The organism is Limosilactobacillus gorillae (genome assembly GCF_001293735.1).
GTDB lineage: Bacteria > Bacillota > Bacilli > Lactobacillales > Lactobacillaceae > Limosilactobacillus > Limosilactobacillus gorillae.
In genome coordinates this window covers 1-12,569 of the sequence record NZ_BCAH01000018.1, presented here as the reverse complement: position 1 = coordinate 12,569, position 12,569 = coordinate 1, and the positions used below count along the sequence as shown (strand labels likewise).

The 12,569-nt window shown below is 48.4% G+C and carries 22 protein-coding genes; 1 reads left to right on the top strand and 21 read right to left on the bottom strand.

The features are described from left to right. Window positions 1-9 precede the first annotated feature (9 nt). From rplR to rpsL, 21 genes are all read right to left on the bottom strand, one after another. Complete coding sequence (gene rplR / locus AOQ57_RS03150) at window positions 10-375, bottom strand: 50S ribosomal protein L18 (RefSeq protein WP_012391593.1); 366 nt, start codon at window positions 373-375, stop codon at window positions 10-12. Window positions 376-425: 50 nt separating this feature from the next. After that, complete coding sequence (rplF, locus tag AOQ57_RS03145; protein WP_093625131.1) at window positions 426-962, bottom strand: 50S ribosomal protein L6; 537 nt, start codon at window positions 960-962, stop codon at window positions 426-428. Between the two features lie 28 nt (window positions 963-990). Next, on the bottom strand, window positions 991-1,389 hold the full coding sequence (gene rpsH / locus AOQ57_RS03140) for a 30S ribosomal protein S8 (protein ID WP_093625128.1): 399 nt from the start codon (window positions 1,387-1,389) through the stop codon (window positions 991-993). A gap of 32 nt (window positions 1,390-1,421) precedes the next feature. Beyond that, window positions 1,422-1,607 (bottom strand): type Z 30S ribosomal protein S14, encoded by a 186-nt coding sequence (locus AOQ57_RS03135; protein ID WP_093625126.1) that lies wholly within the window; start codon window positions 1,605-1,607, stop codon window positions 1,422-1,424. A gap of 16 nt (window positions 1,608-1,623) precedes the next feature. Continuing rightward, window positions 1,624-2,166, bottom strand: coding sequence for a 50S ribosomal protein L5 (gene rplE / locus AOQ57_RS03130; RefSeq protein ID WP_093625124.1), 543 nt, complete (start codon window positions 2,164-2,166; stop codon window positions 1,624-1,626). A 29-nt stretch (window positions 2,167-2,195) separates the two neighbouring features. Then, on the bottom strand, window positions 2,196-2,504 hold the full coding sequence (gene rplX / locus AOQ57_RS03125) for a 50S ribosomal protein L24 (RefSeq protein WP_093625122.1): 309 nt from the start codon (window positions 2,502-2,504) through the stop codon (window positions 2,196-2,198). A 32-nt stretch (window positions 2,505-2,536) separates the two neighbouring features. Then, entirely contained in the window at window positions 2,537-2,905 is a 369-nt protein-coding gene (rplN, locus tag AOQ57_RS03120; RefSeq protein ID WP_003681590.1) for a 50S ribosomal protein L14, read from the bottom strand. Window positions 2,906-2,963: 58 nt separating this feature from the next. Then, on the bottom strand, window positions 2,964-3,230 hold the full coding sequence (gene rpsQ / locus AOQ57_RS03115; RefSeq protein ID WP_003681588.1) for a 30S ribosomal protein S17: 267 nt from the start codon (window positions 3,228-3,230) through the stop codon (window positions 2,964-2,966). Window positions 3,231-3,252: 22 nt separating this feature from the next. Beyond that, window positions 3,253-3,459 carry a 50S ribosomal protein L29 gene (rpmC, locus tag AOQ57_RS03110; RefSeq protein WP_003681586.1) on the bottom strand — a complete coding sequence of 69 codons (207 nt, stop codon included), beginning with the start codon at window positions 3,457-3,459 and terminating at the stop codon, window positions 3,253-3,255. Beyond that, window positions 3,449-3,883 carry a 50S ribosomal protein L16 gene (gene rplP, locus AOQ57_RS03105; RefSeq protein ID WP_093625119.1) on the bottom strand — a complete coding sequence of 145 codons (435 nt, stop codon included), beginning with the start codon at window positions 3,881-3,883 and terminating at the stop codon, window positions 3,449-3,451. The genes rpmC and rplP overlap by 11 nt, the downstream gene beginning before the upstream one ends. 3 nt (window positions 3,884-3,886) lie before the next feature. Further along, a complete protein-coding gene (rpsC, locus tag AOQ57_RS03100) occupies window positions 3,887-4,546 on the bottom strand; it encodes a 30S ribosomal protein S3 (protein ID WP_093625117.1) in 660 nt (219 codons plus the stop codon). 12 nt (window positions 4,547-4,558) lie between these two features. Then, window positions 4,559-4,906, bottom strand: a complete 348-nt coding sequence (gene rplV / locus AOQ57_RS03095) for a 50S ribosomal protein L22 (RefSeq protein ID WP_003681579.1) — start codon at window positions 4,904-4,906, stop codon at window positions 4,559-4,561. 16 nt (window positions 4,907-4,922) lie between these two features. Next, a complete protein-coding gene (rpsS, locus tag AOQ57_RS03090) occupies window positions 4,923-5,204 on the bottom strand; it encodes a 30S ribosomal protein S19 (RefSeq protein ID WP_003681578.1) in 282 nt (93 codons plus the stop codon). Between the two features lie 40 nt (window positions 5,205-5,244). Then, a complete protein-coding gene (rplB, locus tag AOQ57_RS03085) occupies window positions 5,245-6,090 on the bottom strand; it encodes a 50S ribosomal protein L2 (RefSeq protein WP_004562960.1) in 846 nt (281 codons plus the stop codon). Between the two features lie 25 nt (window positions 6,091-6,115). After that, window positions 6,116-6,409 (bottom strand): 50S ribosomal protein L23, encoded by a 294-nt coding sequence (gene rplW, locus AOQ57_RS03080; RefSeq protein WP_093625115.1) that lies wholly within the window; start codon window positions 6,407-6,409, stop codon window positions 6,116-6,118. Continuing rightward, window positions 6,409-7,032: a 50S ribosomal protein L4 gene (rplD, locus tag AOQ57_RS03075; protein ID WP_093625113.1), complete on the bottom strand. Its 624-nt coding sequence runs from the start codon at window positions 7,030-7,032 to the stop codon at window positions 6,409-6,411. Before rplD ends, rplW begins: the two co-directional genes overlap by 1 nt. An 18-nt stretch (window positions 7,033-7,050) precedes the next feature. Further along, window positions 7,051-7,713, bottom strand: coding sequence for a 50S ribosomal protein L3 (rplC, locus tag AOQ57_RS03070; protein WP_093625111.1), 663 nt, complete (start codon window positions 7,711-7,713; stop codon window positions 7,051-7,053). A 51-nt stretch (window positions 7,714-7,764) separates the two neighbouring features. Continuing rightward, the gene (gene rpsJ, locus AOQ57_RS03065) at window positions 7,765-8,073 is read right to left on the bottom strand and encodes a 30S ribosomal protein S10 (RefSeq protein WP_093625109.1); all 309 of its coding nucleotides are present in this window, start codon (window positions 8,071-8,073) and stop codon (window positions 7,765-7,767) included. A 303-nt stretch (window positions 8,074-8,376) separates the two neighbouring features. Then, window positions 8,377-10,461, bottom strand: a complete 2,085-nt coding sequence (fusA, locus tag AOQ57_RS03060) for an elongation factor G (RefSeq protein WP_093625107.1) — start codon at window positions 10,459-10,461, stop codon at window positions 8,377-8,379. A gap of 123 nt (window positions 10,462-10,584) precedes the next feature. Then, window positions 10,585-11,055: a 30S ribosomal protein S7 gene (gene rpsG, locus AOQ57_RS03055; RefSeq protein WP_004562958.1), complete on the bottom strand. Its 471-nt coding sequence runs from the start codon at window positions 11,053-11,055 to the stop codon at window positions 10,585-10,587. Between the two features lie 24 nt (window positions 11,056-11,079). Beyond that, window positions 11,080-11,493: a 30S ribosomal protein S12 gene (rpsL, locus tag AOQ57_RS03050; protein WP_003681563.1), complete on the bottom strand. Its 414-nt coding sequence runs from the start codon at window positions 11,491-11,493 to the stop codon at window positions 11,080-11,082. A gap of 251 nt (window positions 11,494-11,744) precedes the next feature. Between rpsL and AOQ57_RS03045 the strand changes: the two genes are divergently transcribed. Next, window positions 11,745-12,410, top strand: coding sequence for a prepilin peptidase (locus tag AOQ57_RS03045; RefSeq protein WP_157686476.1), 666 nt, complete (start codon window positions 11,745-11,747; stop codon window positions 12,408-12,410). Window positions 12,411-12,569 lie beyond the last annotated feature (159 nt).

The following is a 12,569-nucleotide window of genomic DNA, read 5'->3' as shown; positions in this document are numbered from 1 at the left end:
TCCTTTTCCTTAGAATTGAAGCCCGTTTTCACGAGCGGCTTCTGCTAAAGCTTGTACCCGACCATGGTAAAGGTAACCCCCACGGTCAAACACAACAGTGGTAACGTTCTTTTCAACCCCACGCTTAGCGATCAGGGCACCAACACCGGCAGCTTGTTCGGTCTTAGTCTTACCACTTACTTCAGTATCTTGGGTTGAGGCACTTGCGAGCGTCACACCCTTTACGTCATCAATTAATTGAGCGTAAATGTTTTTGTTAGAACGGTAAACACTTAAACGTGGGCGCTCTGCAGTACCAGAGATCTTACCGCGAACGCGCATGTGACGACGTTGACGGATCTTGTTCTTATCTGGTTTAGAAATCACAACTGTCACCTCTTATTATTTAGATTAATTTAGTTTAGCTTGCTGGTTGTAACCTGAGATTACTTACCAGTCTTACCTTCCTTGCGGACGATGTGTTCGTTTTCGTAACGAATACCCTTACCCTTGTATGGTTCAGGTGAACGAACGGCACGAACTTCGGCAGCGAAGTCCCCGACCTTTTGCTTGTCGGTCCCGCTGATTTCAATGGTAGTGTTGTCTGGAACGGCAATTTCAAGTTCAGCAGGCTTTACCATTTCAACTGGGTTGGAGTAACCAACCGTCAAGATCAGCTTGTCACCCTTGAATTGGGCACGGTAACCAACCCCGACGAGCTTCAAGGTCTTCTTGAAACCATTTACGACCCCTTCAACCATGTTGTTAACGTTGGCACGGGTAGTCCCGTGAAGGGCACGAACCTTGTTATCTTCACGAGAACGGTTAAACTTCACAACATTGTCTTCAACAGACATCGTGATCAGTGGGGAGATTTCACGAGAAAGGGTTCCCTTTGGGCCCTTAACAGTAACAACGTTACCTTCTTGAGAAATTTCAACGCCTGCTGGCAAGTCAATTTCCTTGTAACCAATACGACTCATGCGTACACCTCCTTTGTTAGTTTATTTATTACCAGATGTAGGCAACGACTTCGCCGCCGACCTTCTTAGCACGGGCAACCTTGTCAGTAACCACGCCGTTAGACGTAGAAATGATGGCAATCCCTAAACCGTTTAAGACCTTCGGCACAGCGTCAGCCTTAACGTAGGAGCGAAGACCTGGCTTGGAAATCCGCTTTAAACCAGAAATAACGCGTTCGCCGTTTTGGCCGTACTTCAAGAATACGCGGATGATGCCTTGCTTGTTGTCTTCAACGTATTCAACATCGCGGATGAAACCTTCTTGCTTCAAGATTTCGGCGATGTCCTTCTTCATCTTGGATGCAGGTGCTTCAACTGAATCGTGGTGTGCCATGTTGGCGTTACGGATCCGAGTTAAGAAATCTGCGATTGGATCACTCATAGACATCGATGTTTTTCCTCCTTTTGTCGGTGATTTGTTTACCAACTAGCCTTCTTCATACCAGGAATCTGTCCCTTGTGGGCAAGGTCACGTAAGCAAATCCGGCAGAGGTGGAACTTACGGTAAACGGAGTGTGGGCGGCCACAACGTTCGCAACGCGTGTATTCTTGCGTTGAGAACTTGGCCGGACGTTCGCACTTAGCGATCATTGATTTTTTAGCCAATTTTGTAACCTCCTAATTACTTAGCAAATGGCATCCCTAATTGGGCCAGCAATTCGTGAGCTTCTTCGTCGGTGTTAGCAGTCGTAACAATAACGATGTCCAAACCACGGACACGGTTAACGTTATCGTAATCGATTTCTGGGAAGATCAGTTGTTCCCGAACACCCAACGTGTAGTTACCACGACCATCGAAGGCCTTGTTGGAAACCCCACGGAAGTCACGAACCCGTGGCAAGGAAACGTTAACTAACTTATCCAAGAAGTCGTACATCCGCGTGCCACGAAGGGTAACCTTGGCACCGATGGCCATCCCTTCACGAAGACGGAAGCCGGCGATGGACTTCTTTGCCTTGGTGATCAGTGGCTTTTGACCGGAGATAAGCCCAAGTTCTTCAACGGCTTCGTCAAGGTTCTTGGAGTTTTGCGTTGCGTCCCCAACCCCCATGTTCAAGACGATCTTTTCGATCTTGGGAGCGGCCATAACTGAAGAGTAGTCAAACTTTTCAATCAGGGATGGGCGAACTTCGTTTTCGTACTTAGCTTTTAAACGGTTTTCCATAAGAAGATTGTTCCTCCTTTCGCTAATGATTAGTCGATTTGCTTGCCAGACTTCTTGGCAACCCGAACCTTCTTGCCATCAACGACTGCAAAACCAACACGAGTTGGTTCGTTGGTTGATGGGTCAAGCAGCATCACGTTTGAAGCATTGATTGGCGCTTCAGTGTCAATGATCCCGCCGTTAGGGCTCATGTTACTTGGCTTTTGGTGTTTCTTGATCATGTTAACACCTTCAACGATCACCCGGTTTTCCTTGGCGAAGGTCTTCTTGATCGTACCTTCTTGACCCTTGTCCTTACCGGTGATGACGCGAACTTTGTCACCTGTCTTTAAAAACATGTGGTAGTGCACCTCCTTATTTTTGGTAATCTTTACAGAACTTCTGGGGCCAGTGAGATGATCTTCATGTAGTCATCGTCACGTAACTCACGAGCGATTGGGCCAAAAATACGAGTACCCTTTGGGCTCTTGTCGTTGTTGATCAAAACAGCTGCGTTTTCATCGAACTTGATGTAGGAGCCATCCTTACGGTGAAGGCCATGCTTAGTCCGTACGACAACGGCCTTTACCACGTCACCCTTTTTGACAACGCCACCTGGTGTTGCTTGTTTTACAGTAGCAACAATAATGTCACCAATATTACCGGTCTTAACACGGGAACCACCCAAAATCTTGATGACCAGGATTTCGCGGGCACCAGAGTTATCTGCGACCTTCAACCGACTTTCTTGTTGAATCACGGTTAGTGTCCTCCTTCCGTCTATAAATAAGAATTAGAATACGAATTTAAGGTTTGTATTATAAGATAACAGCCTTTTCTACGACCTTAACAAGCCGGAAACGCTTCTTAGCAGACAGCGGCCGCGTTTCCATGATTTGAACAGTATCACCAACGTGGGCTTCGTTGTTAGCGTCGTGAGCGTAGTACTTCTTGGAGTACTTAACCCGCTTACCGTAGATCGGTGCACTCTTGTAGGTGTCAATTACGACCGTGATCGTCTTGTCCATCTTGTCAGAAACAACGCGACCTTGGTACACCTTACGTGCATTACGTTCGTCACTCATGCGTAATCCTCCTTTTCGTATTCTAGTTGTTTAATTCTTGTTGGCGAAGAACCGTCTTAACCCGTGCAATGTTCTTGCGAACAGTCTTAAGGCTTGCAGTGTTTTCCAACTGGCCGGTTGCTAATTGGAAACGTAAGTTAAACAATTGTTCCTTCAATTCCTTCTCACGGTTTAGCAATTGCTCAGTGGTTAATCCATTCAGTTCTTGTACGTAATCTTTAGTCTTCATTAGATTGTCCACCTACTTCCTCACGCTTAACGATCTTAGTGCGAACTGGCAACTTGTTACCGGCAAGACGAAGAGCTTCACGGGCAACTTCTTCAGGAACCCCAGCAACTTCGAACATAACCTTCATGCGCTTAACAGGGGCTACCCAACCTTCAGGAGCACCCTTCCCGTTACCCATCCGGGTACCAACACCCTTACTAGTGTAAGAAAGGTGTGGGAAGATCTTGATCCAAACCTTACCACCACGCTTCATGTAACGCGTCATGGCAATACGAGCGGCTTCGATCTGACGGTTAGAAATCCAGTGGGAATCGAGAGCTTGCAGACCGTATTCACCAAAAGTAACGGTCTTGCCACCCTTAGCTTCCCCACGCATCTTACCGCGTTGAATCTTACGGTGCTTTACTCGCTTTGGTACTAGCATGTTTTAGTTCCCTCCCTTAGCTGCGTTATTCTTCTTAGCTGGGAGAATTTCACCACGGTAGATCCAGGTCTTGATCCCAAGTACCCCGTAAGTGGTGTGTGCTTCATCCCAGGAGTAGTCGATATCAGCGCGAAGCGTGTGCAGAGGAACAGTCCCATCAGAGTAGGATTCGATCCGAGACATGTCGGCACCGTTCAGACGGCCGGCAACTTGAATCTTGATCCCCTTGGCACCGGCACGCATAGCACGTTGCATGGCACCACGCATCGCACGACGGAATGCAATCCGGTTTTCAAGTTGTTCAGCAACGCTTTCCCCAACCAGGTGTGCATCAAGGTCTGGCTTCTTAATTTCAACCACGTTGATGTGTACCCGCTTGTTGGTCAGCTTGTTGAGTTCCTTACGAAGTGCTTCAACTTCTGAACCACCCTTACCAATAACCATCCCTGGCTTGGCAGTGTGAATTGAAACGTTGACGCGGTTAGCAGCACGTTCAATTTCCACGGTTGATACAGAGGCGTCAGCAAGTCGCTTTTCGATGTATTTACGGATCCGAAGGTCTTCGTTCAGGTAAGCGGCGTAGTTCTTGTCTGCGTACCACTTAGCAGTCCAGTCGCGAATGACCCCAACACGGAAACCATTAGGATTAATCTTTTGACCCACTATTCATTCCTCCTACTTTTCTGCAACAACCACTGTGATGTGACTGGTCCGCTTGTTAATTGGAGAAGCAGAACCCTTGGCGCGTGGACGGAACCGCTTTAAGGTTGGTCCTTCGTTAGCAAAGGCTTCGCTTACAACCAAGGATGCTTGGTCCAGGTCAAAGTTGTTTTCAGCGTTTGCAACAGCAGATTTCAAAACTTTTTCGACGTCTGAAGCTGCTCCGTTTGGAGTGAACTTCAGAATAGCAAATGCTTCGGCAACGGACTTGTTACGGATGGTGTCAAGCACCAGGCGCACCTTGCGAGATGATACACGGACCATCTTAGCAGTTGCCTTAGCTGAAGTAACGTTTTCAGCCATTAATCAATTCCCTCCTTTACTTACGACCAGTCTTCTTGTCATCGGCAGCATGACCGCGGAAAGTCCGCGTTGGTACGAATTCACCAAGCTTGTGACCAACCATGTCTTCTTGTACGTAAACTGGCACGTGCTTACGACCATCATATACTGCGAACGTGTATCCGATAAAGCTCGGGAAGATCGTGGACCGACGTGACCAGGTCTTAATGACGGTCTTCTTGTCGCTATCTGCTTGAGCTTCAACCTTCTTTAATAAAGAAGCATCTGCAAAAGGTCCCTTCTTTAAACTACGACCCATTTTTGTACCTCCTCTCGGGTATTTGACGATTTATGAGTGATTAACGCGTGTGTGGACCACGCTTACGCCCACGAACAATGAACTTGTTGGAACGAGCCTTGTGTGAACGAGTCTTCTTACCAACAGTCTTCTTACCCCATGGGGAGAGTGGAGATGGTAAACCAACTGGAGCCTTACCTTCACCACCACCATGTGGGTGATCGTTAGGGTTCATAACAGAACCACGAACGTGAGGACGTTGACCTGCGTAACGGGAACGACCAGCCTTACCCTTAACAAGCAGACCGTGTTCATCGTTACCGATCGAACCAATCGTTGCCCGGCAAGCAGCCAGGATCATCCGAACTTCACCGGAAGAGAGACGTACCAAGACGTACTTTTCTTCCTTACCAAGAAGTTGAGCAGAAGTACCGGCAGAACGAGTCAATTGACCACCCTTACCCGGCTTAAGTTCGATGTTGTGGATAACAGTACCAACTGGAATGTTCTTCAGCGGCAGCGTGTTACCAACCTTGATGTCAGCATCGGGACCGGATTGAACAGTCATCCCAACCTTAAGACCCTTTGGTGCAAGGATGTAAGACTTAGTCCCGTCAGCGTAACCAAGCAATGCAATGTTAGCAGTACGGTTCGGGTCGTATTCAATGGCCTTAACAGTTGCTGGAACATCATCCTTGATTCGCTTGAAGTCGATAATCCGGTATTGACGCTTCGTACCACCACCACGGTGACGAACGGTCATCTTACCGGCATTGTTACGACCAGCAGTGTGCTTGAGCGGAGCCAGTAATGACTTTTCCGGCGTCGTCTTCGTGATTTCCGCGAAGTCGTAACCGTTCATATTACGGCGTCCGTTAGTGGTGCCCTTGTATTTGCGAATTCCCACTGTGTTTTCCTCCTATCCGCTAGATTTATTCGTTATCGTCGCCGAATAACTTGATTTCCTTGGAATCAGCAGAAAGCTGAACGATCGCCTTGCGACGACGCTTCGTGTAGCCGACGTAGCGGCCTTGGCGCTTTTGCTTTCCCTTAACGTTCATGATGTTAACCTTAACAACCTTAACGTCGAAGATTTCTTCAACGGCGTTCTTGACTTGCGTCTTAGTTGCTCGTAAATCAACGTCGAACGTGTAACGCTTGTTGTCCATGGCAGCCGTGGAGGCTTCCGTAATAACTGGACGTAAAATAATGTCGCGTGCTTCCATTATGCGAGCACCTCCTCTACTTGAGAAAGAGCTGACTGGGTAATGATGATCTTTTGTGCGTCAACGACGTTCAAGATGTTCACACCAGCAGGAGTCACAACAGTTGCCTTAGGCAGGTTGCGTGCTGATAATTGTGCATTCTTATCTTCGTCAGTAACGACAATCAAGACCTTTTCGTTAACCTTAAGGTTGTTCATTACACCAGCGAATTCCTTCGTCTTCGGTGCGTCAAAGTTTAACCCATCAACAACAACGAACTTGTCGTTAGCAACCTTTTGGGAAAGGGCTGACTTGATGGCCAATTGACGAACCTTACGTGGTAATGCGTAGTTGTAGGAACGAGGGGTTGGGCCAAAGACGATCCCACCGCCACGGAATTGAGGTGCGCGAATGGAACCTTGACGGGCACGACCAGTCCCCTTTTGACGCCACGGCTTTTTCCCACCACCGCGAACAGCAGAACGGTTCTTAACGGCGTGAGTACCTTGACGCATAGAAGCGCGTTGACGAAGAATAGCATCGAATTCAGCGGATTCGTTTGCTTCAACAGCGAAGATGCTGTCGTTCAGTTCAACGGTGCCGTTTTGACTACCGTCTTGCTTGAATAATGCAACACTAGTCATTGATTACTTCCTCCTTTCTTACTTGTTGGATTGCTTGCTAAGGCTCTTCTTGGTGTTAGCCTTAACGGAGTTCTTGATCGTAACAAAGGACTTGTTAGCACCAGGAACGTTCCCCTTGATTAAGAGTACGTTGTTTTCGGTGTCGACCTTGACGATCCGTAGGTGTTGCATGGTCCGGGTGTTGTTACCCATCCGACCTGGCAACTTCTTACCCTTGAACACGTGGTTGATGATGGCACCAAGTGAACCTGGGCGACGGTGGTAACGAGAACCGTGAGCCATTGGGCCCCGACGTTGACCATCCTTGTGGATGTTACCTTGGTAACCATGACCCTTGGTGATACCAGTAACGTCAACCGTTTCGCCTTCTGCGAAAATATCGGCTGCTACCTTATCCCCAACCTTAATGTCGTCTCCTAATTCAGCGTCGCGGATTTCACCGATGAAGCGCTTAGGAGTCGTGTTAGCCTTTGCTGCATGACCTTGTTCAGGCTTGTTGCTCAAGACTTCGCGCTTGTCTTCGAACCCAAGTTGAACGGCGTTGTAACCGTCATTTTCAAGGGTCTTAACTTGCATAACAACGTTTGGCGTTACGTCGATAACAGTAACTGGAACCAATTCACCGTTGTCAGTGAAGACTTGAGTCATCCCAACCTTCTTACCTAAGATTCCTTTGGTCATGAGTACACCTCCAATTTAATTTGATTTTTTTATTTGTTTTTAAGTTTTTAATTAAAGCTTGATTTCGATGTCAACACCACTTGGCAGATCGAGCTTCATCAAAGAATCAACCGTCTTAGGGGTTGGGTCGATGATGTCGATCAGACGCTTGTGCGTGCGCATTTCGAATTGTTCCCGAGACTTCTTGAACTTGTGCGGTGAACGAATCACCGTGTAAAGAGTCCGTTCAGTAGGTAACGGAATCGGGCCTGCTACTTGAGCACCAGTCCGCTTTGCACTTTCAACAATCTTGTCTGCTGATTCATCCAAAACGCGGTGTTCGTAAGCCTTTAAACGAATACGAATCTTTTGGTTTGCCATTGTGTTCCCTCCTTCGTCAAATTTGAAATATGACTAGCTCCATGGAAATTACCGCCACATCCTGTGGCAAAGCGGCCGGGTGTGTCGCAACCTTCCACTTCATCGCCTTAATGCTGAGATCCTTACGGGGGCGATACTTTACCCCTCATTTACTCAAGCACTTTTCTATAATACAGGAAAAAGCCTGGTGTAGCAAGGATTTTATGGGATTATTTTCAAGAAAGTGGTTTCGCCACCCATTTATTTATTAAAAAAAAACAGGTGCCGGAAATCGGCACCTGTTTAATTAGTGATTCAAGTTAATTACTTGCCACCGTTCTTTTCAATGATTTCTTCCTGGATGGACTTCGGCACAGCAGAGTAGTGGTCGAAGGTCATCGTGAAGGTACCACGTCCTTGGGTTGCGGAACGAAGGGTCGTTGCGTAACCAAACATTTCGGACAGCGGAACGTAAGAGTGAACCAATTGAGCGTTCCCACGTTCTTCCATCCCGTCGATCGAACCACGACGAGCGGTAACGTGACCCATAACATCACCCAGGTTGTCTTCTGGGGCAACGATGTCAACCTTCATGATTGGTTCAAGGATTACGGCACCACCCTTAGGAGCGGCGTTACGTAATGCTAAGGAAGCGGCAACCTTGAAGGCAGCTTCAGAGGAGTCGACTTCGTGGTAAGAACCATCGTAAAGCTTAGCGTGAAGGTCAACCAATGGGTAACCGGCAAGAACACCATTTTCCATTGCTTCCTTCAGACCTTGTTCAACGGCTGGGATGTATTCACGCGGAACAACCCCACCGACAATGGCGTCTTCGAATTCGAAGCCAGCCCCTTCTTCCAGCGGCGTAAATTCGATCCATACGTCCCCGTATTGACCCTTACCACCAGACTGACGAACAAACTTCCCTTGAGCAGAAACTTGCTTCGTGAGGGCTTCACGGTAGGAAACTTGTGGCTTACCAACCGTTACTTCAGCGTTAAATTCACGGCGAAGACGTTCAACGATGATGTCCAAGTGAAGTTCACCCATCCCGGCGATCAGCGTTTCACCAGTTTCTGGGTTCGTTTCAGCCTTGAAGGTTGGGTCTTCTTCAGCCAGCTTTTGCAGACCCTTGTCCATCTTGTCTTGGTCAGCCTTGGACTTTGGTTCAACAGAAACCTGGATAACTGGTTCTGGGAAGTCCATGGATTCAAGTTGCAGTGGGTGGTCTGGGTCGGTCAAGGAGTCACCAGTGGTGGTGTTCTTCAGACCGATAGCAGCGGCGATATCACCAGAGAAGACTTCTGGGATTTCGTTTTGTTGGTTGGAGTGCATTTGAAGCAGACGACCAATCCGTTCACGCTTGCCCTTCGTGGCGTTCAAAACGTAAGAACCGGATTGAAGGGAACCAGTGTAAACCCGCAGGAAAGTCAAACGACCAACGAATGGGTCAGTGGCAATCTTGAAGGCCAAAGCGGCGAATGGCTTGTCATCGCCGGCAGTCAGTTCAATGGCGTTACCTTCTTCGTCGTGAGCAACGAATGGCTTTACATCAACTGGAGACGGCAGGTAGTCCAAGACAGCGTCAAGCATCATTTGGATCCCCTTATCCTTGTAGGCAGAACCAGCCAATACAGGGAAGAGTTCTTGGTTCAGAGTTGCTTGACGGATGGCAGCCTTGATTTCATCAACGGAAATTTCAGCACCTTCAAGGTACTTTTCCATGATGTCGTCGTTTACGTCAGCCAACGTTTCGATCATTGCATCGTGACGGCTTTCAGCTTCGTCCTTCATGTCGGCTGGGATTTCAACAGTGTCCCAGTTCTTGCCGAGCTTGTCTTCGTCGTAGATGTAAGCAACCATCTTAACGAGGTCGATAACACCAGCGAATTCGTCTTCGGCACCAATTGGCATTTGGATTGGAAGCGGAGTAACGTTCAGGCGTTCCTCGATGGTCTTAACGGAGTAGTCGAAGTCAGCCCCCATCTTATCCATCTTATTAGCAAAGACCAGCCGCGGAACATTGAAGTCGTCGGCTTGACGCCAAACGGTTTCGGTTTGTGGTTCAACACCGGCTTGGGCATCAAGAACCGTTACGGCACCGTCAAGAACCCGGAGGGCCCGTTCAACTTCGACAGTGAAGTCAACGTGACCTGGGGTATCGATGATGTTAATCCGAGTGTCCTTCCAAACGGCCGTGGTAGCGGCAGAAGTGATCGTGATCCCACGTTCCTTTTCTTCTTCCATCCAGTCCATTTGTGAAGCACCATCGTGAGTTTCACCAATCTTGTGAATCTTACCGGTGTAGTACAAAATCCGTTCAGTGGCGGTCGTCTTACCAGCATCGATGTGAGCCATGATCCCAATGTTACGGGTCTTTTCAAGAGGGTATTCACGCTTGTTAGCCATCTTAAAAGTGTTCTCCTTCCGTGCGTGTGTTATTGTTTTTAGAAAAAGGGGTGACGAGTGGAGTTTCCGCCGTCACCCCTCATATATTGTAACTAGTTTAAAGACTAGTTTCAAACCGCTAACTTACCAGCGGTAGTGTGCGAAGGCCCGGTTAGCTTCGGCCATCCGCAAGGTGTCTTCCTTCTTCTTGATGGAAGCACCAGTGTTGTTGGAAGCATCGATGATTTCGCCAGAAAGACGTTCTACCATCGTGTGTTCCCCACGAAGACGTGCGTATTGCACGAGCCAACGAAGTGCCAGCGTCCGTTGACGGTCTGGACGAACTTCGATCGGCACTTGGTAGTTAGAACCACCAATCCGGCGTGCCTTAACTTCAAGGGCCGGCTTGATGTTTTCCATTGCTTGTTCAAACACTTCGATCGGGTCGTTACCAGTTTGTTCCTTGATTTGGTCAAGGGCTTGGTAGAGGATCTTAGAAGCGGTCCCGCGCTTACCGTCAAGCATCAAGTGGTTGATCAGGCTGGTAACCAGCTTTGAGTTGTAAATTGGATCCGGTAAAACTTCCGGCTTTGCTACATGTCCCTTACGTGGCATTGCTTAATTCCTCCTATTAAAAGATTACTTCTTCGGCTTCTTAGCACCGTACTTGGAACGGCTTTGCATCCGGCCATCAACACCGGCGGTATCAAGCGTCCCACGGATGATGTGGTAACGAACCCCAGGAAGGTCCTTAACACGACCACCACGGATCAGGACAACGGAGTGTTCCTGAAGGTTGTGGCCAATCCCCGGAATGTAAGCCGTCACTTCGATCAAGTTGGATAAACGCACACGAGCGTACTTCCGCAGGGCGGAGTTAGGCTTCTTTGGCGTCATCGTCCCAACACGGGTGGCAACCCCACGCTTTTGCGGTGACGGGTTCTTGATTTCTTCCTTCTTAAAACTGTTGTATACAAAGCCCAGGGCAGGTGACTTTGACTTACCCTTGTGGCTCTTGCGGCCCTTACGAACCAATTGGTTAATGGTAGGCATAATTGTTCCCCTTCCTTAATTTAAGTCCACACATCCAGGCGGTTCTTTTTTAGGAATAAAAAAAAGTGCCGGATGCTATTCATTTTTGTGCTATCGCTGCGCATGCCGTCTGCCCAACGACAGACTAATCCGTTGCTTCAAAAAGCACCTTTATTAAGGTACCATGCTATTTCCACAAAGTCAACGAGAACTCCGGGTAATTTCGTGACAACCCGTGGTTTTAACGTACTTAATGGGCAGGAGGTATTATCATGGAACACTTCATCACCTTTATCATCGGCGCCTGCCTGGCTTCCTTTATCATCACGATGACTCAGCGCCACCTCTTGCAAATAGGCCCCCTAACCACGCGTTCCCTATGCGACCACTGCAAGCATCCCCTCGCCTGGTGGCAGTTAGTTCCCTTGGTTGGCTTTACCATCCAAGGCGGCCGCTGCCACTGGTGCCGGCAGCGAATCGATCCCTGGTCCAGCGGGTGTGAACTTATCTGCGGAACCTGGCTGACCCTATATTCCCCTAGCGATTTAATAGAGTGGCTCGCCTGCCTGGTCGTCTTAAGCAGTCTTTTAACCATGGCCACCACTGACTGGTACGCCTGCTGGATCAACCCACTAACCCTAATCGGCCTCATCCCCTTACCTATGATCGTGCTTGTCCCCTTCTCCTTCACCAACCTCTGGGCCTACCTGCTGGTGACCTGCTTATTACTGCTGGTCGCCCTCTTCAGCCACGGGATCGGGCAAGGTGATGTCGAGTGGTTAGTCTTAGTTTTGGTCCTGTGCGGTTGGCGCTGTTACTGGCAAACGGTCCTAATCGGGTGCGGCCTCGCCTTCACTTCTCCTAAGTTATGGCGCCATCAGCGTCTTCCCTTCTTACCCTATTTATCACTGGGACTTCTCGTCTCCATAATTATTTAGCAACTAAATAAGGGCGCCGGACAGTTAATTAACCGTTCGGCGCCCTTACATTAATTCATTGATATATTATGGGCTGGATACCCGTCACTTTAGTGATGGGAGGAAAACCCCCACTCAAGCAATTACGGTGCTTCTTTTTTCACATCTAAATATGATATA